The organism is Pseudonocardia oceanicola (assembly GCF_047200735.1).
Lineage (GTDB): Bacteria > Actinomycetota > Actinomycetes > Mycobacteriales > Pseudonocardiaceae > Pseudonocardia.
In genome coordinates, this window is the sequence record NZ_JBJZON010000002.1 from 386,192 (window position 1) to 405,283 (window position 19,092).

Sequence of the window (19,092 nt, forward strand, 5' to 3'; positions counted from 1 at the left end):
CGCGCCACGTCCCCCGACCCGCCCGTCCGCACCCGGAGGCCGGCCCCGCGTCATCGCCCGGCGGAGTGTCGGTGTGCGGGGATAGGGTCGGGACGTGTCAGCTCCCGAACTCCACCGGGCCACGCTCCCCAACGGCCTGCGTGTGCTCCTCGCGCCCGACCCGGCCACCCCGGTCGTCGGGGTCGCGGTGCACGTCGACGTCGGCTTCCGGTCCGAGCCCGAGGGGCGGACCGGCTTCGCGCACCTGTTCGAGCACCTGATGTTCCAGGGCAGCGAGAGCCTGGCCAAGCTGGAGCACTTCCGGCAGGTCCAGGGGGCCGGCGGGGTCTTCAACGGCTCGACCCACCAGGACTACACGGACTACTTCGAGGTGCTGCCGGGCGCCGCGCTCGAGCGCGCGCTGTTCCTCGAGGCGGACCGGCTGCGGGCCCCGAAGCTCACCGAGGAGAACCTCCGCAACCAGGTGGACGTGGTCAAGGAGGAGATCCGGCTCAACGTCCTGAACCGGCCCTACGGCGGGTTCCCGTGGATCCTGCTGCCGCCGGTGCTCTACGACACCTTCCCCAACGCGCACAACGGCTACGGCGACTTCAGCGAGCTCGAGCAGGCCACGCTGGACGACGCCGCCTCCTTCTTCGACACCTACTACGCCCCGGGCAACGCGCAGGTCACCGTGCACGGCGACTTCGCGGCCGCCGGCGGGGTGGACGAGGTGCTGGCGCTCGTCGAGAAGCACTTCGGTGACATCCCGGCCCGGCCGACCCCGCAGCGGCCCTCGTTCGGCGAGCCGATCCCGGGCTCCGAGCGCCGCGACCACGTGGCCGACGCGCACGCCCCCATGCCGGCCCTCGCCGTCGGCTTCCGGGTGCCGGACCCGTCGACCGCGCTCGACGACTACCTGGGCCACGCGCTGCTGGCCTCCGTCCTCGGCGACGGCGAGGCGGCCCGGCTGCAGCGCCGGCTCGTGCACGCGGACGGTGTGGTCACGGACGTCGGTGCGAGCAACGGTCTGATGGGCGGCCCGCTCGACGCGCGGGACCCCGACACCTTCACGATCACCGCGGTGCACCCCGGCTCGGTCGACCCGGACCGGGTGCTCGGCGCGATCGACGAGGAGCTGGACAAGCTGGCGGCCGAGGGCCCGAGCGCCGAGGAACTGGCGCGTCAGTCCGCGCGGTGGGCCGCCTCGCTGCACCACGAGGACGACCGGGTGATGTACCGGATGCTCGGCCTCGGTGCCCGGGAGCTGCTCTACGGGCGCGCCGAGATCGCGCAGGAGCTGCCGGCGCGGATCGCCGCCGTCACCCCGGAGCAGGTGCGGTCGGCCGCCGAGTCCCTGCGCTCGGCCGGTCGCGCCGTGCTGCTGGTCGAGCCGACGGCGGGCGGCCCGGACGGCGAGGACCCCACCGAGCCGGCGAACCCCGAGGAGGCCGGCGCATGAGCGCGCCCACCATGCACCGCACCGCCGAGGAGATCGGCCGCACCCCGGCCGGCCCGCGGGTGCTGCCCCCGTTGGGCGCGACGCGCGAGGTCCCGCTGCCCGAGGTCGTCACCGAGACGCTGCCGTCCGGGCTGCGCGTGCTGGCCGTGCACCGGCCGGGCGTGCCGATGGTCGAGCTCCGGCTCCGCGTGCCGTTCGCCGCGTCCGGCGCGGTGGCGGACCCGGGGTACTCCGCGCGGGCCGAGCTGCTGTCCTCGGCCATGCTGACCGGAACCGCCACCCACGACCGGATCGGGCTCGACGACGAGCTGGCCGGGGTCGGTGCCGAGCTCGGTGTGGCCGTGGACCCGGAGCGGTTGCTGGTGCACGGGTCCGGGCTGGCGGCGGGGTTGTCGACGATGCTCGGCGTCCTGGCCGACGTGCTGACCGGCGCGACCTACCCGGAGCCGGAGCTGCTGCGCGAGCGCGCGCGGCTCGTCGAGCGGATCGCCGTCGCCCGCGCCCAGCCCCGGACAGTGGCCCGGGAGGCGTTGCAGCGCAAGCGGTTCGGCGCCCACCCGATCGCGCTCGAGATGCCGTCCGGCGAGGCGGTCGCGGCTGTCGACCCCGATGCGGTCCGGGCGCTGCACGTGGCGGGGGTCGTGCCGCGCGGCGCCACCCTCGTGCTGGTCGGCGAGATCGACCCCGACGAGGCGATCGCCGCGGTCGGTTCCGTGCTCGGCGGCTGGACGTCCGAGGCCCGGGCCCGCGAGCTGGGCACACCGCCGCTCACCGCGGGCGGGCCGCTGGAGCTGGTGCACCGGCCCGGGTCGGTGCAGTCGCAGCTGCGGCTCACCGCGCCCGCGCTGCGGCGGGACGAGGAGGGCTACGCGGCCTTCCAGCTCGCCAACCTGGTGTTCGGCGGCTACTTCTCCTCGCGCTGGATGGAGAACGTCCGCGAGGACAAGGGCTACACCTACGGCGCCCACTCCGGAACCGAGTTCGTGCCGGGTGCGGCCGTGCTCGGCGTGGAGACGGACGTGGCCAGCGAGGTGACCGCGGCGGCGCTGCTCGAGACCCGCTACGAACTCGGCCGCATGGTCGCCGTGCCGCCGAGCGCGGAGGAGATCGAGGCCGCCCGCCGCTACGCCATCGGCTCGCTGCTCATCTCGCTGGACAGCCAGGGCGGGCTCGCGTCGACCCTCGCGTCGCTCGACGCGGTCGGCCTGTCGGTCGACTGGCTGCGCGAGCGCCCGGTGCGGCTGGAGGCGGTCCGGCCGGAGGAGGTGGCCGAGGCGGCCCTGCGGTACTTCGCGCCGGAGCGGTTCACCGGCGTCGTCGTGGGCGACGCCGAGGTGATCGGCCCGCGGCTGCGCGCCCTGGGAGGTGTCGAGTGAGCTTCGAGCTGGTGACCCCGCCCGTCCTCTCCCGGGGGACGGTGGTGCGCGACGAGCCGCTGCGCCTCGACGCGGACCGGCAGAAGGCGGCGTGGCCCACCGCGCGGGTCGTCCTGGTGGACGAGAAGGGACGCACGCCGGTCTCCTGGGAGTCGGCGCCCGGGGCACGCTTCCGGGAGGGGGACGCCGCCGCCTGGGACGCGGCCGCCGGCTCCGGCGCCGTGCTGCGCACCCGGCCCGCGGAGGAGATCGCCCCGGCCCCACCGGGCGACGCCGTGCTGCTCGGCGAGGCGGAGGGCGTCGCCTACTGGGCGGCCCGCGGCCGGCCGGACCCGGTGGCCCGCGACGATCCGGCGGAGTGGGCGGACCTGCGGGCCGTGGGCGCGGAGCTCGACGCTCTCGGCGCGGGCCTGTTCACCGGCGCCGTCGCGGCCCTGAACTGGCACGACAGCGCGCGCTTCTGCTCCCGGGACGGATCGCCCACCCACCCGCACAACGCCGGGTGGGCCCGGCGCTGCGAGGCCCACCAGCACGAGGAGTACCCGCGGACCGACCCGGCGGTGATCTGCCTGGTGCACGACGGCGCCGACCGCGTCCTGCTGGCCCGCCAGCCGGTGTGGCCGCCCGGGCGGTACTCGGTCCTCGCGGGCTTCGTCGAGGCGGGGGAATCGCTCGAGGCCTGCGTCGTGCGCGAGATCCACGAGGAGGTGGGGGTCGACGTCTCGAAGGTCACCTATCTCGGCAGCCAGTCCTGGCCGTTCCCGCGCTCGCTGATGATCGGGTTCCAGGCCGTGGCGGACCCGGACCAGCCGCTGCGCCCTGCGGACGGCGAGATCGAGGAGGCCATCTGGGTCACCCGCGCGGAGCTGCGGGCGGCCATGGCGAAGGGCGACTGGGCCGCCCGCGAGGAGCCGGACGGCAGGCTGGTCCTCTTGCCGGGCCGGGTCTCGATCGCGCGCTCGATGCTCGATTCCTGGGCGGCACGCGGCTGAGCGCCCCCGAGAACCTCAGGACCCCGGCCGGGCGGTGCCGGTCGGGGTCGCGTGGTGCGGGTCAGGCCGCGGCGAGCCGCTTCGTCACCTCGACGAAGCTCGGGTTCGTCGCGGTGGTCTCGTCCGGGAAGAGGATCGTGGGCACCGTCTGGTTCCCGCCGTTGACGCCCTCGACGAACCGCGCCGCGTCCGGGTTCCGCTCGATGTCGATCTCGCGGTACTCGATGCCCGCCTCGTCGAGCTGGAGCTTGAGGCGGCGGCAGAAGCCGCACCACGTGGTCGAGTACATCGTCAGCTGCGCCATGCGTCCTTCAACAGCCGCGGTGGCCCGGCCGTTCCGCACCGGACCGTGCGGTGGATCACGTCGCGAGGGCGCCTCGGAACCGTCGGTGGGGTTTGTCAGGATGGGGCGGTGACGGCTTCCGTGACGGCTCCGGCCGACCCCGACCGGCTCGACGAGGAACAGCGGGCCGCCGTCACCGCGCCGCGCGGGCCGGTCTGTGTGCTGGCCGGTGCGGGAACCGGGAAGACGCGCACGATCACGCACCGGATCGCCCACCTGGTGCGCCACGGGCACGTGGCCCCCGGACAGGTCCTCTCCGTCACCTTCACGGCGCGGGCGGCGGGGGAGCTGCGCACCCGGCTCCGCGCACTCGACGCCTCCGGCGTCCAGGCCCGCACCTTCCACGCGGCGGCGCTGCGCCAGCTGCGCTACTTCTGGCCGCGGGTCGTCGGCGAGCGGCCGTGGCAGCTGCTCGACGGCAAGCTCCGGCTCATCGGCCAGGCCGCGGCGCGTGCCCGAGCGGGTACGGACTCCGACGCGCTGCGCGACCTGGCCACCGAGATCGAATGGGCCAAGTCCAGCCTGATCACCCCCGAGCGCTACCCGGCCGAGGTCGCCCGGCTGCGGCGGGACGTGCCGGGGCCGGTCGAGCAGGTCGCCCAGGTCTACGCGGGGTACGAGGCGCTCAAGAACCACGCCGAGGCCCTCGACTTCGACGATCTGCTGCTGCACGTGGCCGCCGCGCTGGAGGAGCACCGCGCGGTCGCCGAGGAGTTCCGGGAGCGGTACCGGTGCTTCGTCGTGGACGAGTACCAGGACGTCACCCCGCTGCAGCAGCGGGTGCTCGACGCGTGGCTCGGCGAGCGGGACGACCTCACCGTCGTCGGCGACGCCAACCAGACGATCTACACCTTCGCCGGGGCGTCGCCGCGCTACCTGCTGGACTTCCCGCGCCGCTTCCCCGACGCCACCGTCGTGCGGCTCACCCGGGACTACCGCTCGACACCGCAGATCGTGTCCTGCGCGAACTCGGTGATCGGCGCCGCGCGCGGGCGGGTGGCCGGCAGCCGGCTGCGGCTCGTCGGGCAGCTGCCACCGGGGCCGGACCCGGACTTCGCCGAGTACGAGGACGAGCCCGCCGAGGCCGTCGCCGTCGCCGCGAAGATCCGCCGGCTGGTCGCCGACGGCACCCCGCCCGCCGAGATCGCGGTGCTGTTCCGGATCAACGCGCAGTCGGAGAGCTACGAGCAGGCCCTCACCGAGGCCGACGTGCCGTACCAGGTGCGCGGCGGCGAGCGCTTCTTCACCCGCGCCGAGGTACGCCGGGCCATGGTCGCGCTGCGCACCGCGCCGCCGCGGCCGGAGGGAACGGACCTGGTCACCGCGGTACGCCGGGTGCTCGCCACGGTCGGGCTCACGGACGAGCCGCCCGCCGGTACCGCCCTGCGTGCGCAGTGGGAGTCGCTGCTCGCGCTGGTGGGGCTGGCCGAGGAGCTGGCGGCGGTCGAACCGCAGGCCGACCTGCGCCGGTTCTCGGCCGAGCTGGAGACCCGGGCGGACGCGTCGCACCCGCCGGTGGTCCAGGGCGTCACGCTGGCCTCGCTGCACGCGGCGAAGGGCCTGGAGTGGGACGTCGTGTTCCTCGTCGGGCTCGTCGACGGCACGCTCCCGATCCAGCACGCCGAGGGCGACGAGGCCGCGATCGAGGAGGAGCGCCGGCTGCTCTACGTCGGGGTCACCCGGGCCCGGCGGGTGCTGCGGATGTCGTGGGCGGTGGCCCGGGCCGCGGGCCGCGGCCGGCAGCGCCGCCGCAGCCGGTTCCTCTACGGGCTGATCCCGGAGGAGCACCCGGCCTCCCGCGTCGCGCAGGGCGAGCGCCGCCGGCCCGGCGGGCCGAAACCGCGCTGCCGGGTGTGCGGCGAACCGCTGATCGGCACGACGGCGTCGAAGCTGCAGCGCTGCGGTGCCTGTCCGTCCGACGTCGACACCGAGCTGCTCGAGCGGCTGCGCGACTGGCGCGGCCAGGTGGCCAAGCGGCAGGGCGTGCCGTCGTACGTGATCTTCACCGACGCGACCCTCACCGCCATCGCCGAGCAGCGCCCGGCCGACGCCGCGGCGCTCGTCGGGATCCCCGGGATCGGGGCCCGCAAGCTGGACCGGTACGGCCCCGAGGTGCTCGCGCTGGTCAGCGACTCGGGGGGCTGAGCACCCGCCGCATCGGCCCGTGACCCGCGCCGGCCGCGGGGTGAGCTCCGGGTGACGCGCGGGTGAAGCGGGAACTGGTTCTCGAATCAACGGATTAATTCTGTTGTGCGCGTCCGGGGCGCCCTTCTACTCTCGCATGCACGGACGGAGCAACGCCCCGTCCTTCCGCACGGACCCGCGCCGAGCTGCCGGAGAGGAGGCGCCGCCATGGAGATCTTCGCGATGACGACCGGGACGACCGGGACGCCGCGTGCGATCGCGCCCCTCGGTGCCTGCGCCCGCCTCGGCGACGCGCCGTCCCTCCGCCGTCCGCGCGGTGGCTGGCCGTTCTCCGCGCTCCGTGCCGTCCGCACCGAGAAGCAGGTGCGGCCGACCGCGGTCGCCACCGATCACAACTGGACAGGTGTGTCCGTTCCGAGGCTGTCCCGACGAAGGTCGTAACAGCCGGCAGGCCGAGTTCGAGGGCCGTGGAACCCACACCAGGGATCCACGGCCCTTTTTCGTGTCCCGATCGGGGCACGTCGTCCACCCATCCACCACCGCAGGAAGAGAACACCCACCACACCAGGAGGTAGTGCGGTGCTAGTCAGATCCACCCCGTGCGACGGCGGGGCGATCAGGCACGAGTACGGCGGCGGCGACACCGCTCCCGGCCTCGGCGGCCTGCTCGGGGACGAGCCGGAGTCCGGCCTGGACCTGCCCTGCCGGCGGGGCGAGGCGGACCTGTGGTTCGCCGAGTCGCCGGCCGAGCTGGAACGGGCCAAGGCGCTGTGCGAGGGCTGCCCCATCCGGATCGAGTGCCTCGCGGGCGCCCTGTCGCGCGAGGAGCCGTGGGGCGTGTGGGGCGGCGAGATCTTCGAACGAGGAGTCGTCGTGCCGCGCAAGCGCCCGAGGGGCCGGCCCAGCAAGGCCGACCTCGCCCGTGACCAGGCGTGGGCCGAGGCCCACCAGAAGGCACAGGAGCGGGCCCGCCAGATGACCTGCGCGTCCGCCCGGACCTGCGCCTGATCGACCGAGACCCTGCCGACCGAGACCCTGCCGACCGAGACCCTGCCGACCAGAGCCACCCGACCGACGCCCGGTCCCCGTCCCCGGGGCGGCGTCGCACCGCGAAGGAGACGACTCCGATGACCGATCTCGTGATCCGCACCGACCGCCCGGCCCGCGGCGGGCGCCTGCGCCTCGACGCCCACGGCACCGCGCTGTTGGTGATGAACGAAGCCCTGGCCCGATCGCGACGGCGAGAAGCGGAGGAGGCCGCGCGCGAGCACCGGCTCGCGCGCCGGCTCACCGCGGGCCGGCGCTGGGACCGGTTGGCGGCCTACGCCGCCGGCCGGGCCGTGCGCGCCCGCGCCACCCTCGGCTGAGTCGCGTGAGGGCACCGCGGTGCGCGTCTCCGGGCCGGTCGCAGTCGCCGACCGGCCCGGCGACGGGTGACGCTTCGCCGCCCTCGCTCACCACGACGGCCGCCGCGCCACCCACCGCGGTCCCGTGACGCCCGTCCCGGGAGCTCCCTTCCGGGGCGGGCGTCGTCGCGTCCGGCGCCGACGGGAGGCGGGCCGCGTCAGCTCGCCGCGAACAGCTCGGGCTGCCAGCGCCCGACGATGCCCCGCAACGGGACCTCGGCCTCGAGCTGGCACAGCACGCCGAGGGTGCCGAGGGTGACCCGGTGCACCAGCAGGTACTGCGGTGGCAGGTTGAGCGCGCGCCCGGTGTCGAACTCCGGTCGTCGCAGGTCACCCACCCGCTCGGCCTGCTTCTGCAACCACGCCCGCGTGAACCGGAAGGTCTCCGTGTGCAGGGGCTCGGTGAAGGGCGCCAGGTAGGTCAGCGCCTCCTCCGCGGTGAGCTCCGTGCCCGGACGGACGAAGCCCTCGTCGCGCAGCAGCTGGAGCAGGTCCGCGGGCCGGTTCTCCAGGGCGTACTTCGTCATGACGGTCAGCGGTGGGGGCAGACCCTCGGGAAGCCGGGCGACCGCCCCGAAATCGACGACGAGCAGCCGGCCGTCGTCGAGGACGTGGAAGTTGCCGGGGTGCGGGTCGGAGTGCAGCAGATGCAGCCGGTAGGGCGCCGAGTAGTGGAACCCGGCCAGCCGCGCACCCGCGTGGTCCCGCTCCTCGGTCGTGCCCGAGCGGATCACGTCGGACAGCCGCCGCCCGCTGACCCACTCGCTCACCATCGCCCGCGGCGCCGACGCCACCACCTTGGGCACCCGGATCTCGGGGTCGCCGTCGTACTCGGCGGCGAAGGCCCGCTGGTTCTCGGCCTCGTCCCGGTAGTCGAGCTCCTCGACCATCCGTTCCTGCAGCTCGGCGATCAGCGGTTTCACGTCCATGCCCGGGGCCAGCGGCTGCAGCAGCCGGCTCATCCGGGAGAGCTGGCGCAGGTCGGAGCGCAGCGCCTCCTCCGCGCCCGGGTACTGGACCTTGACCGCGACCTCCCGCCCGTCGCGCCAGACACCGCGGTGCACCTGACCGATGCTCGCCGCCGCGGCGGGCTCCTCGTCGAAGTCCCGGAACCGCGACCGCCAGTTGCGGCCGAGCTGCTCGGCCAGCATCCGGTGCACGTCGGACGGCGGCATCGGCGGGGCCGCGCTCTGCAGCTTGGTCAGGGCCTCGCGATAGGGCCCCGCCAGCTCCTCGGGCACGGCGGCCTCGAAGATGCTCAGCGCCTGGCCGAACTTCATCGCGCCGCCCTTGAGCTCACCCAGGACCGCGAAGAGCTGCTCGGCGCTCTTGGCCATCATCTGCGCGGAGATCTGCTCCCGGTCGCCTCCCGCGAGCCGCCGGCCCCACCCGGCCGCGGCGCGGCCGGCGACACCGAGCGGCAGGCTGGCCAGCTTGACCGTGCGGGAGGCGGTCCGGCGGGGGATGTCGCTCACCTCATGATTGTCTCCCGTCGTGCGGCCGGCACGCACGTCGCGGTGCTCTCTCCGGCGGATCCGGGGGAGGGCTGCGTCACACCGACCCCCGGACCGGTCGCCGCGCCGGCGCCCGTACCCGAGGCCCGACGCCCACCCGTGCCCGCCGCCGGCACCATCCGCGGCCCCGCCCCGCACCGGCAGGCGGGGTGCGCCCGCCAGGGGCGCCGCCGCAGGCCCCCGCCGTGCACGTCGAGCTCGAGGGCGGCGCCGAGGGTCGGCGGCGGGCGCTCGCCGTCGAGCGCCAGCAGCGCCTGCGCGGCGCCGAGGGCGGCCGTGGCGGCGACGACCTCGGGTTCCGCGCCCCCGCTGCGCCCGGTCAGCTGCGCCGCGACCACCGGCCACGCCGGATCGAGGTCGCTCCGGGCGAGGTCGACGCACCGCAGGCACGGCGAGCGCCCGACCAGGACGAGCGGACCCACCACCCCGGCGCCCTCGCGGACCAGCACCGGAAGATGGTCGGTCCCGGCCGCGGCGAGCTCGGTGAGCACCTCCGGTTCGGGGACCACCGCGTCGGTGAGCACCACGAGGTCGGGTGTGCGGCCCGGCGGCAGGGTGCCGGTCGCGGTCCCGGCGCGGGCCTGCCGGACGGCCGCGGCGGCCGCGTCCGCACGGGGCCGGCCCACCGACTCCTCGCCGTACCCGCAGCCGACGTCGCCGCTCTCGACGTGCCCCCGGGCGACGACCTGCACCGCGCCGACCCCCGCCCGGGCGAGCGCCACCGCCACCCCGACCGCCAGCGGTCCGTCCCCCCGCACCTGCACCGCGCTCGTCGCGCGGCGCTCGGCACGCCGCTCGCTCGCGGCCGGGTCGACCAGGGCGCCCCGCTCGACGAGCCCCTGCAGCAGCGCCCGGGCGAACTCGACCCCGATCCCGCGGGCCGCCGCCTCGGCCACCCAGTCGAGGGCGACCGCCGGGGCCCGCAGCCGCTCGAGCAGGGGCAGTACTGCGGCCGGCAGGCCTCCCACCACGACGCTGCCCCGCGGAGCGAGCCCGATCTGGCGCGCTCGGGCCCCCCGGGCGAGCAGCGGCCGGTGCGGGGCGAGGACCAGCCGGCGGGGGACGGAGGCGAGAGCGCGGTTCACGGGATCGAGGATGACCCGCCGGCCGCGACGGCGCGAACGGCTGTCCACAGGCGGGCCGATCCGTGGACAACTGCGGGGCCGCGCGGTCCTCCGCTGCCGCCCGTCGGCGCGGGGCCTAGGGTGGAGGAATGGCGAGCCCCGCGGTCGTCGAGGTGAGACGGAGTCAACGGCGGCGCCGGATGGTCAGCGCGCGGCGCGAGGGGGACACGGTCATCGTGTTCATCCCGGGCTGGATGAGCGAGGCCGAGGAACGGCGCTGGGTGGACGAGATGGTCACCCGGCTCGAGAAGAGCGAGGCCAAACGCCGCTCACCCGGCCGGCACGGCGACGGGGCCCTGCTCGACCGCTGCCTCGAGCTGTCGAAGCGGTACCTGGGCGGGCGGGCCACGCCGGCGTCCGTGCGGTGGGTGCCGCCGATGCGCACCCGCTGGGCCTCGTGCACGCCGCAGGACCGCACCATCCGGATCAGCGAACGGCTGCGCGAGGCGCCCGGCTGGGTGGTCGACTACGTGCTGGTGCACGAGCTGGCGCACCTGCTCGCGCCGGGGCACGACGACCACTTCTGGTCGCTGGTGCGCCACTACCCGCGCACCGAGCGCGCCATCGGCTACCTGGAGGGGCTGTCCGCGGCCGCGGGCCTGGGCTTGGTCGGCACGGACGGCGAGGACCTGCCGGACGCGGAGGACGAGGGCGCCACGGACCCGGACGAGGCGGCCGCCAGCATCGGCTGACCGCGTGCATGATCACCGGATGCGGTGGGTCCCGGCCACCAGTGGCCGTCGGCCACCGCAACCGGTGATCACGATCTCCGGTGCGGCAGGATCAGGCCTTCGGGCCCGACCCGCCTTCGTCCCCCTTGCCGGACCCGTCGTCCGGACCGTCGGTGGCCTCGGGGGTGTCGGCGGCGCCGGGGGTCTCCGGCTCCTCCGGCTTCTCCTGCTCCGCGGCCTCCGCGGCCTCGGCGGCCTCCGCGGCGAACTGCTTCTCGAGCTCGGCGATCGGGTCGGCGGTGTCGCGGTGCTGCACGAAGCCGGCCGGGTCGTCGAGGTCGTCCGAGTCCGGCAGCAGGTCCGGGTGGGCCCACACCGCGTCCCGGCCCTCGATGCCGCGCTCCTCGCCGAGCAGCTTCCACAGCTCGGCGGCGGCCCGCAGCTTCCGCGGCCGCAGCTCGAGCCCGACGATGGAGGCGAAGGCCTGCTCCGCCGGACCGCCGGAGGCTCGGCGGCGGCGCAGCGTCTCGCGCATCGCGCCCGCGCCGGGCAGCCGCTCGCCGACGCCCTCGGCGACGACGGTGTCCACCCAGCCCTCGATCAGGGCGAGCAGCGTCTCGAGCCGGGCCAGCGCCGCCTTCTGCTCGGGGGTGGTCTGCGGCTCGAACATGCCGGACTGCATGGCCTCCTGGATCGACGCCGGGTTCGACGGGTCGATCTGGCGGGCCATGTCCTCGATGCGGGAGGTGTCGACGGTGATGCCGCGGGCGTAGTCCTCGACCGCGCCGAGCAGCCGCTCCCGTAGCCACGGCACGTGCGCGAACAGGCGGTGGTGTGCCGCCTCGCGCGCGGCGAGGAAGATCATGACCTCACTGGCCGGGCGGTCGAGACCCTCGGTGAACTTCTCGATCGCCTCGGGCAGCAGGGCCGCCGTGCGCTCGGGCCCGACCGGGAAGCCGACCTCGGTGCCCGTGAGCACCTCGGCCGCGAGCTGGCCGAGGCCGCTGCCGAGCTGGCTGCCGAAGGCGAGCCCGCCCATCTGCCCGATCATCGCGAGCATCGGGCCGGCGGCGCTGCGGATCTCCTCGGGCAGGCCCTCCACCCACGCCCCGGAGACGCGCTGGGCCACGGGGTCGCACAGCCGCTTCCAGGTGGGCATGCTCGCCTTCACCCAGTCCGTCGGCGTCCAGGCGACGGTCTCGGCGGCGCCGGCCGGGAACTCGGTGGCCGGGTCGAGCCACAGCTCCGCGAGCTTGAGGGCGTCGGCCACGGCGGTGCGCTGGGCCGCCGTGAGCGACGAGGTCGTCTGGGCGAGCTGCTGGGTGGCCATCTGCGCGGCCAGGTCGTAGTTGACGGGGCCCTCACCGCCGCCGGTCTGGCTCGCGCTGGACAGCATCTGCCCGAGCTGGCTGAGCATCTGGCCGAGCTGACCGACGTCGAACCCCCCGGGGCCGCCGCCGGGCATGCCGGGCATCCCGGGCATCCCGGGCATCCCCGGGATGCCGGGGAACTGGCGGCCGCCGGGCAGGTTGCCGAAGCCGAAGGGGTCCTTGGGGCCCTCGTTGCCGCCCTCGCCGCCCTCGTCCCGCCCGCGGTCGCGGTCCGGGTCACGGTCGGAAGGGCCGAAGCCGAACGGGACGTCACTCATACCGACCACGGTACGCGGCTCCGGGAGCCCGCGGCGTAGGTTCGCTCTCCGTGAGCCGCCGGACGTCGACGCTGGTCGCCGCCGTGCTCCTGGTGATCGTGGTGGTGGGCGTCGGAACCGTCGTCCGCGTGCCCTTCGTCGCGCTGGGGCCGGGACCGACCTTCGACACGCTGGGCACCGTGGACGGGACGCAGGTCGTCGCCGTCGACGGAGCGCCGACCTACCCCACCTCGGGGCACCTCAACATGACCACGGTCTCCGTCAGCGACGGCGTGACCGGCCTGCAGGCCCTCGGTTTCTGGCTGGCCCCGGACCGCCGCCTGGTGCCGCGCGACACCGTGTTCCCGCCCGGGCGGTCGACCGCGGAGGTCGACCGGGAGAACGCGGAGCAGTTCACCGCGTCGGAGACGAACGCCGAGCTCGCGGCGCTCTCCGAACTGCAGCTGCCGACCCGGGCCACGGTGGCCGACGTCCTGCCGGGATCGCCGGCCGAGGGCGTGCTGCAGCCCGGGGACACGATCGTGGCGGTGCGCGGGATCCCGGTCGCGACCCCGCAGGCGGTGGCCGACGCGCTCGACGGCACGCACCCGGGCGAACCCGTCGTCGTCACCTACCGCCGCGGCGACGCACAGCAGGAGGCCACCGTCACGCTCGGTTCCAGCCCCGACCGGGAGCAGGGCGTGCTCGGCGTGCGGCCCGGTGTCCAGCCGGCGACGGGGGAGATCACGATCAGCCTCGGCGACATCGGCGGGCCCTCGGCCGGCCTGATGTTCGCGCTCGCCGTCGTCGACAAGCTGACGCCCGGCGAGCTCAACGGCGGGCAGTTCGTCGCGGGCACGGGCACCATCACCGCGGACGGGACGGTCGGGCCGATCGGCGGCATCCCGTTCAAGATGCGGGCGGCGCGCGAGGCGGGCGCCGTCACCTTCCTCGTGCCGAGCGACAACTGTGCCGAGGCCGCACAGAACGCCCCGGACGGGCTGCGCCTGGTCCGGGTGACGACGCTCGACTCGGCCGTGGACGCGCTGGATGCGCTCGACCGCGGCGGCGAGGTCCCCTCCTGTACGGCCTGAGCCCTCGCCGAGCTGGGCGGATCCGCACCGTCAGGAGAACGCGGTACCGTCGCCACCAGCGGACGCGGAAGGGACGAACCGTACGAACGGTGCGTGCACGCGGGACACACGGGAACTCCACACGCCGTCCGTAGAGTTGACGCACCTGAACCGACCCTCGAGGAGTTGCCGTGGCCATGCGGCCCCCGGCGGGCACACCGTCGTTGTCCCGCCGTACGCGGATACTGCTGATCGCGGCCGCGGTCCTGGTGGTGGTGCTGCTGGGCGGGTCCCGGCTGATCGACCTCTACGTCGACTGGCTCTGGTACGGCGAGACGGGCTACCGCGGCGTGCTGGGCACGGTGATCGGCACGCGGGTCGTCCAGTTCGTGATCGGCGGGCTGCTGCTCGGCGGCGCGGTCTGGCTCACGCTGTGGCTCGCCTACCGCTTCCGCCCGGTCTTCGTGCCGGTCAACGGGCCGGAGGACCCGATCGCCCGGTACCGCACGGTGATCATCTCCCGGCTGCGGCTGTTCGGGATCGGCATCCCGGTGCTCGTCGGCATCATCGCCGGGCTGGCCGCCCAGGGCGAGTGGCAGACCACGCAGATGTTCCTGAACGGCACGCCGTTCGGGCAGACCGATCCCGAGTTCGGCAACGACATCGGCTTCTACGCCTTCACGCTGCCGTTCATCCGGATGCTGCTCAACTGGCTGTTCGTCACCGTCGCGATCAGCTTCGTGGTGGCCCTGATCGCGCACTACGTCTTCGGCGGGATCCGGCTGGCGGGCCGCTCGGGCCAGGTGTCCGCGGCCGCGCGCGCGCAACTGGCGATCCTCGCCGGCCTGTTCGTGCTGCTCAAGGCGGTCGCCTACTACCTCGACCGGTACGAGCTGCTCTACTCCGACCGCAACCAGAACTTCTTCGGCGCCACCTACACGGACCTCAACGCCGTGATGCCGGCGAAGATCATCCTGCTGGTCATCTCGATCATCTGCGCCGCGGCCTTCTTCGCGGCGGTGTTCCGGCGGAACCTGCAGCTGCCGGCGATCGCGGTGGTGCTGCTGGTGCTGTCGAGCGTGCTGGTCGGTGCCGCGTGGCCCGCGGTGCTGCAGCAGTTCGTCGTCGCGCCCAACGCGAACGAGCGTGAGGCACCCTCCATCGAGCGCAACATCGCCGCCACCCGGCAGGCCTTCGGGCTCACGGACGACAAGGTCACCATCGAGCCCTACTCGGGCACGTCCACCGCCACGTCGGCCCAGGTCCGGGCGGACACGGACACGATCCCGAACATCCGCCTGCTCGACCCGGCGAAGCTCAACAAGACCTTCACCCAGCTCCAGCAGCGGCGGAACTTCTACGGGTTCCCCGACAAGCTGGACATCGACCGGTACACGATCAACGGGCAGAAGCAGGACTACGTGGTCGCCGCCCGCGAGCTCGACTCGAGCGCGCTCGTCGGCAACCAGCAGGACTGGATCAACCGGCACCTCGTCTACACCCACGGCAACGGGTTCGTCGCGGCACCGGCCAACCAGGTCAACGCCGCGCTGGAGGACACCGGCGGCCAGGGCGGCCTGCCGAAGTTCACCGTCAGCGACACGACGACCGAGGGGCAGATCCCGGTCGCCGAGCCGCGGATCTACTACGGCGAGCTGATCACCGACTACTCGATCGTCGGCGCCGAGGAGGGTGCCGCGCCGCGGGAGTACGACACCGACACGGCGCAGTACACCTACCGGGGCAGGGGCGGCGTCGACCTCGGCAACCTGTTCAACCGGCTGGTCTTCTCGCTCTACTACGGCGAGCGGAACATCCTGTTCAACAGTTCCATCAACGACAACTCCAAGATCATGTACGACCGTGACCCGCGGGAGCGGGTCGAGAAGGTCGCGCCTTGGCTGACCGTCGACAACGACCCGTACCCGGCGGTGGTCGACGGCCGCATCCAGTGGATCGTCGACGGCTACACCACGCTGCGGAACTACCCGTACGCGGAGCAGGTGCCGCTGGGCGACACGACCCAGGACAGCCAGCTCGGTCTGCAGGGCCAGCGGCTGCCCAACGAGACCGTCAGCTACCTGCGCAACTCGGTCAAGGCGACCGTCGACGCCTACGACGGCACCGTCACGCTGTACGCCTTCGACGAGCAGGACCCGGTCCTCACGACGTGGATGAAGACGTTCCCGGGCACCGTCAAGCCGGCGGCGGACATCAGCGACGCGCTGCGCGAGCACTTCCGGTACCCGGAGGACCAGTTCAAGGTCCAGCGTGAGCTGCTGACGCGCTACCACGTCGACAACCCGGGTGAGTTCTTCTCCACGGTGTCGTTCTGGGACGTCCCGTCGGACCCGACGGTGCAGGGCAACACCGGCGCGTCGCAGGACGCGCAGCCGCCGTACTACCTGCTCACCGGGCTGCCCGGGGAGGACGGCGCGAGCTTCCAGCTCACCAGCGCGCTGGTGAGCCTGCGACGGCAGTTCATGGCGTCGTACATGTCGGCGAGCTCGGAACCGGAGGACTACGGCAAGATCACCGTGCTCCAGTTGCCGGCCGACACGCAGACGCTCGGCCCGCAGCAGGTCCAGGCGCAGTTCCTCGGTTCGCCGAACGTGTCGTCGGAGCTGAACCTGCTGAGACAGAACCAGACCACGATCGACTACGGGAACCTGCTGACGCTGCCCGTGGCCGGTGGGCTGTTGTACGTGGAGCCGGTGTACATCGAGCGGGCGGGGCAGGACTCCTCCTACCCGCAGCTCGCTCGCGTGCTCGTGAGCTTCGGCGGGCGGGTCGGCTACGACGCGAACCTGGCCACCGCGCTGGACCAGGTGTTCGGGGCGGGCGCCGGTGCCGGTGCCGCCGCCACGACACCGTCCCAGGGCTCGACCCCGCAGGCGCCGTCGACGGCGACGCCGGGTGCCGGGGCCAGCCCCGAGTTGGCGTCCGCGGCCAGCGAGATCTCCTCGGCCCTGGCGCAGCTCAAGGCCGCGCAGCAGTCCGGTGACTTCGCCGCCCAGGGCGAGGCGCTCTCGGCCCTCGACGCGGCCGTGCAGAAGTTCCAGGCGGCGCAGAGTGCGGCGCCGGCGGCCTCACCCACCCCGGCCCCGTCGCCGGGCGGCTGAGCCGCGTTCGTTCCGCAGGCGGGCGGTCCCGGTTCCCGGGGCCGCCCGTCGGCGTTCTCGGTGCTGCGGACCGTGGCGCCAGGTGTGAGCAGGCCCACCGGATCGGACGAACGACGCGCTGACCGGCGCAAACGCGGCACGGCTGCCGAGGGCTCGGCGTCGTCGCTGGTCAGGGCGCCGGACCCCGAACCGACCCCCCGTGCACGCGCCGTTGGCGGGCGTGTAATGTTCTGGGCACAACAGCAAGACAGCAGTGCGAAGCCCGGAAGGGCAGACCACAGCGACGCGGGGTGGAGCAGCTCGGTAGCTCGCTGGGCTCATAACCCAGAGGTCGCAGGTTCGAATCCTGCCCCCGCTACCACCGCGAAAGGCCCTCAGGACGGCGTCCTGGGGGCCTTTCGCATGGTGCTCTCGCCGGCCGGGCCCTCGACCCGGGAACCGCGGTCACTCCGCGATCGCGCGGCCCGTCGAGCGGGGTGGCACCGGCTCGCGACCCCGGCACAGGCGCCACCACAGCGACGGGGGCGGCCGGTCGAACGGCGGCACGAGGTGGACCTCCGCCCAGTCGTCGTCCGAGAAGTAGGGCGAGCGGCGTCGCCGCCACTCGTCGGCGAGCCCGCCCAGTACGTCGAGGGGCAGCGTCGATCCCCGTAGGAGGCGCTCGGTGGTGGTGAACCAGGGCAGCAGTTCGTGGCAGATCGGCTCCGGGGCGTCGGCGTAGGTGCACTCCAGCCGGAGCGCCGCGGCGTCGCACCCGATGCGGTACGCCAGCTCGGCCTGGTCGGCCTCCGGGTGCCGGGGCCGGTGAGCCGCGGTCCGCACGGTCCTCACGACGACCCCGCCCGGTGCGGGCGCGGGACGAGGGCCTCCACCTGCGGGCGCGCCCCCTCGTTGGCCCGCCGCACGAGGTCCTCGACCACCCCGTGGTCGGGCGAGAGGTGGCAGACGGGGTCGGTGCGGGCGGCGTCGCCGGTGAGCTGGAACGCCTGGCAGCGGCAGCCACCGAAATCGATCTCGCGCCGGTCGCAGCTCCGGCAGGGATCCGGCATCCAGTCGGTGCCGCGGAAGCGCCGGAAGAGCGGCGAGTCGGTCCAGATCCACTCCAGTGACTCCTCCCGCACGTTCACGCGGGGGAGCGGGAGCGTCTGCGCGGCGAGGCACGGCAGGGCGTCGCCGTGGGGAGCCACGGTCAGCTGCCGCGAGCCCCAACCGCCCATGCAGGGCTTCGGGTAGCGCTCGTAGTGGTCCGGCAGCACGTAGACGACGTCCATCCGGCCGGCGAGCCGCCTCGCCGTCGCGCGGACGACCTCCTCGGCCCGGTCGAGCTGCTCCGCGCTCGGCAGCAGCGCGGCGCGGTTGCGCAGCGCCCAGCCGTAGTACTGCGTGTTGGCCAGCTCGACGCGGTCGGCGCGCAGCTCCTCGGCCAGCCCGACGATGGCGGCGAGCGCGTCGATGTTCTGCCGGTGCAGGACGACGTTGACCGTCAGCGGCCAGCCCAGCTCCTTCACGATCCGGGCGGCGTCGATCTTGCGCGCGAACGACGGGGTGCCGGCGATGCGGTCCGACGCGCCGGGCTCGTCGGCCTGGATGCTGATCTGCACGTGGTCGAGGCCGGCGGCGTGCAGGTCCTCCGCGCGGCGCCGGGTCAGCCCGACGGCGCTCGTCACGAGGTTGGTGTAGAGGCCGAGCTCGGTCGCGCGCCGCACGAGCTCCACCAGGTCCCGCCGCAGGAGCGGCTCGCCCCCGGACAGATGGCACTGCAGCACACCCAGGTCCCGGGCCTCCTCGAGCACCCGCAGCCACTCGGCGGTGCCCAGCTCGTCCCGGTAGGCGGCGAGGTCGAGGGGGTTGGAGCAGTACGGACAGGCGAGCGGGCAGCGGTAGGTGAGCTCGGCCAGCAGGCCGAAGGGCCTATCCATCGCCGCCCCCTGCCGCGATCCCGGCGTCGGTGCCGGGGGCGATCTGCACGCACCGGCGGTCGACGAGGCCGGCCAGGAAGCGCTGCACGTCGGCCTCCGCCACGCGCTCGTACCGCCTCCGCAGGTCCGCGACGATCTCGGCCACGGTCCGCCGGCCGTCGCACAGGCCGAGGATGTCCGCCCCGGTGCCGTTGAGGACGACCACGGCCTCGGGGCGCAGCAGTACGTGCCGCTCCCGCGAGGGATCGAAGGTCAGCCGGACGTGCCGGGCCAGCCGGGGCCGTGCGGTGGGGGACACCGCGCCGCTCACCACTGCGGGTTCGGAGGAACTCATCGCCG

General features: G+C 74.3%; 16 protein-coding genes and 1 tRNA gene. 10 read left to right on the forward strand and 7 right to left on the reverse strand.

What is annotated here, in order from left to right; all coding sequences use genetic code 11:
- The first annotated feature begins 94 nt into the window (after window positions 1–94).
- From ACL02T_RS06080 to nudC, 3 genes are read left to right on the forward strand one after another with little or no spacing between them, the layout of a single operon-like run.
- Window positions 95–1,441, forward strand: a complete 1,347-nt coding sequence (locus tag ACL02T_RS06080; protein WP_412829663.1) for a M16 family metallopeptidase — start codon at window positions 95–97, stop codon at window positions 1,439–1,441.
- Window positions 1,438–2,817: a M16 family metallopeptidase gene (locus ACL02T_RS06085; RefSeq protein WP_412829664.1), complete on the forward strand. Its 1,380-nt coding sequence runs from the start codon at window positions 1,438–1,440 to the stop codon at window positions 2,815–2,817. The genes ACL02T_RS06080 and ACL02T_RS06085 overlap by 4 nt, the downstream gene beginning before the upstream one ends.
- Window positions 2,814–3,809, forward strand: coding sequence for an NAD(+) diphosphatase (gene nudC, locus ACL02T_RS06090; RefSeq protein ID WP_412829665.1), 996 nt, complete (start codon window positions 2,814–2,816; stop codon window positions 3,807–3,809). Before ACL02T_RS06085 ends, nudC begins: the two co-directional genes overlap by 4 nt.
- Window positions 3,810–3,870: 61 nt before the next feature.
- Here nudC and ACL02T_RS06095 read toward each other — a convergent pair whose 3' ends face one another.
- Window positions 3,871–4,113 (reverse strand): mycoredoxin, encoded by a 243-nt coding sequence (locus ACL02T_RS06095; protein WP_412829666.1) that lies wholly within the window; start codon window positions 4,111–4,113, stop codon window positions 3,871–3,873.
- 108 nt (window positions 4,114–4,221) lie between these two features.
- On the opposite strand from ACL02T_RS06095, the gene ACL02T_RS06100 reads away from it, so the two are divergent.
- The 3 genes from ACL02T_RS06100 to ACL02T_RS06110 all read left to right on the forward strand — a co-directional run bounded on the left by ACL02T_RS06100 (window position 4,222) and on the right by ACL02T_RS06110 (window position 7,664).
- On the forward strand, window positions 4,222–6,297 hold the full coding sequence (locus ACL02T_RS06100; protein WP_412829667.1) for an ATP-dependent DNA helicase UvrD2: 2,076 nt from the start codon (window positions 4,222–4,224) through the stop codon (window positions 6,295–6,297).
- A 579-nt stretch (window positions 6,298–6,876) separates the two neighbouring features.
- The gene (locus tag ACL02T_RS06105; RefSeq protein ID WP_412829668.1) at window positions 6,877–7,305 is read left to right on the forward strand and encodes a WhiB family transcriptional regulator; all 429 of its coding nucleotides are present in this window, start codon (window positions 6,877–6,879) and stop codon (window positions 7,303–7,305) included.
- A gap of 119 nt (window positions 7,306–7,424) precedes the next feature.
- Window positions 7,425–7,664, forward strand: coding sequence for a hypothetical protein (locus ACL02T_RS06110; protein ID WP_412829669.1), 240 nt, complete (start codon window positions 7,425–7,427; stop codon window positions 7,662–7,664).
- Between the two features lie 197 nt (window positions 7,665–7,861).
- On the opposite strand, the gene ACL02T_RS06115 is transcribed toward ACL02T_RS06110, so the two are convergent.
- Together ACL02T_RS06115 and ACL02T_RS06120 are read right to left on the reverse strand one after the other, a co-directional pair.
- Window positions 7,862–9,178, reverse strand: a complete 1,317-nt coding sequence (locus tag ACL02T_RS06115) for an ABC1 kinase family protein (protein ID WP_412829670.1) — start codon at window positions 9,176–9,178, stop codon at window positions 7,862–7,864.
- Window positions 9,175–10,302, reverse strand: a complete 1,128-nt coding sequence (locus tag ACL02T_RS06120; RefSeq protein ID WP_412829671.1) for a hypothetical protein — start codon at window positions 10,300–10,302, stop codon at window positions 9,175–9,177. Before ACL02T_RS06120 ends, ACL02T_RS06115 begins: the two co-directional genes overlap by 4 nt.
- Window positions 10,303–10,430: 128 nt before the next feature.
- On the opposite strand from ACL02T_RS06120, the gene ACL02T_RS06125 reads away from it, so the two are divergent.
- Entirely contained in the window at window positions 10,431–11,033 is a 603-nt protein-coding gene (locus tag ACL02T_RS06125) for a M48 metallopeptidase family protein (protein WP_412829672.1), read from the forward strand.
- 91 nt (window positions 11,034–11,124) lie between these two features.
- Here the strand turns inward: ACL02T_RS06125 and ACL02T_RS06130 are convergent, their stop codons facing one another.
- Entirely contained in the window at window positions 11,125–12,660 is a 1,536-nt protein-coding gene (locus ACL02T_RS06130) for a zinc-dependent metalloprotease (protein ID WP_412829673.1), read from the reverse strand.
- 50 nt (window positions 12,661–12,710) lie between these two features.
- On the opposite strand from ACL02T_RS06130, the gene ACL02T_RS06135 reads away from it, so the two are divergent.
- The 3 genes from ACL02T_RS06135 (at window position 12,711) to ACL02T_RS06145 (ending at window position 17,195) form a co-directional block, all read left to right on the forward strand.
- Window positions 12,711–13,733, forward strand: a complete 1,023-nt coding sequence (locus ACL02T_RS06135) for a YlbL family protein (RefSeq protein WP_412829674.1) — start codon at window positions 12,711–12,713, stop codon at window positions 13,731–13,733.
- 176 nt (window positions 13,734–13,909) lie between these two features.
- On the forward strand, window positions 13,910–16,834 hold the full coding sequence (locus tag ACL02T_RS06140) for a UPF0182 family protein (protein WP_412829772.1): 2,925 nt from the start codon (window positions 13,910–13,912) through the stop codon (window positions 16,832–16,834).
- A 284-nt stretch (window positions 16,835–17,118) separates the two neighbouring features.
- Window positions 17,119–17,195, forward strand: a tRNA-Met gene (locus ACL02T_RS06145).
- Between the two features lie 83 nt (window positions 17,196–17,278).
- Here the strand turns inward: ACL02T_RS06145 and ACL02T_RS06150 are convergent.
- From ACL02T_RS06150 to pqqD, 3 genes are read right to left on the reverse strand one after another with little or no spacing between them, the layout of a single operon-like run.
- Window positions 17,279–17,656 (reverse strand): hypothetical protein, encoded by a 378-nt coding sequence (locus ACL02T_RS06150; RefSeq protein WP_412829675.1) that lies wholly within the window; start codon window positions 17,654–17,656, stop codon window positions 17,279–17,281.
- A gap of 5 nt (window positions 17,657–17,661) precedes the next feature.
- Window positions 17,662–18,753 carry a pyrroloquinoline quinone biosynthesis protein PqqE gene (pqqE, locus tag ACL02T_RS06155; protein ID WP_412829676.1) on the reverse strand — a complete coding sequence of 364 codons (1,092 nt, stop codon included), beginning with the start codon at window positions 18,751–18,753 and terminating at the stop codon, window positions 17,662–17,664.
- Complete coding sequence (gene pqqD, locus ACL02T_RS06160) at window positions 18,746–19,087, reverse strand: pyrroloquinoline quinone biosynthesis peptide chaperone PqqD (RefSeq protein WP_412829677.1); 342 nt, start codon at window positions 19,085–19,087, stop codon at window positions 18,746–18,748. Before pqqD ends, pqqE begins: the two co-directional genes overlap by 8 nt.
- Between the last annotated feature and the right edge of the window lie 5 nt (window positions 19,088–19,092).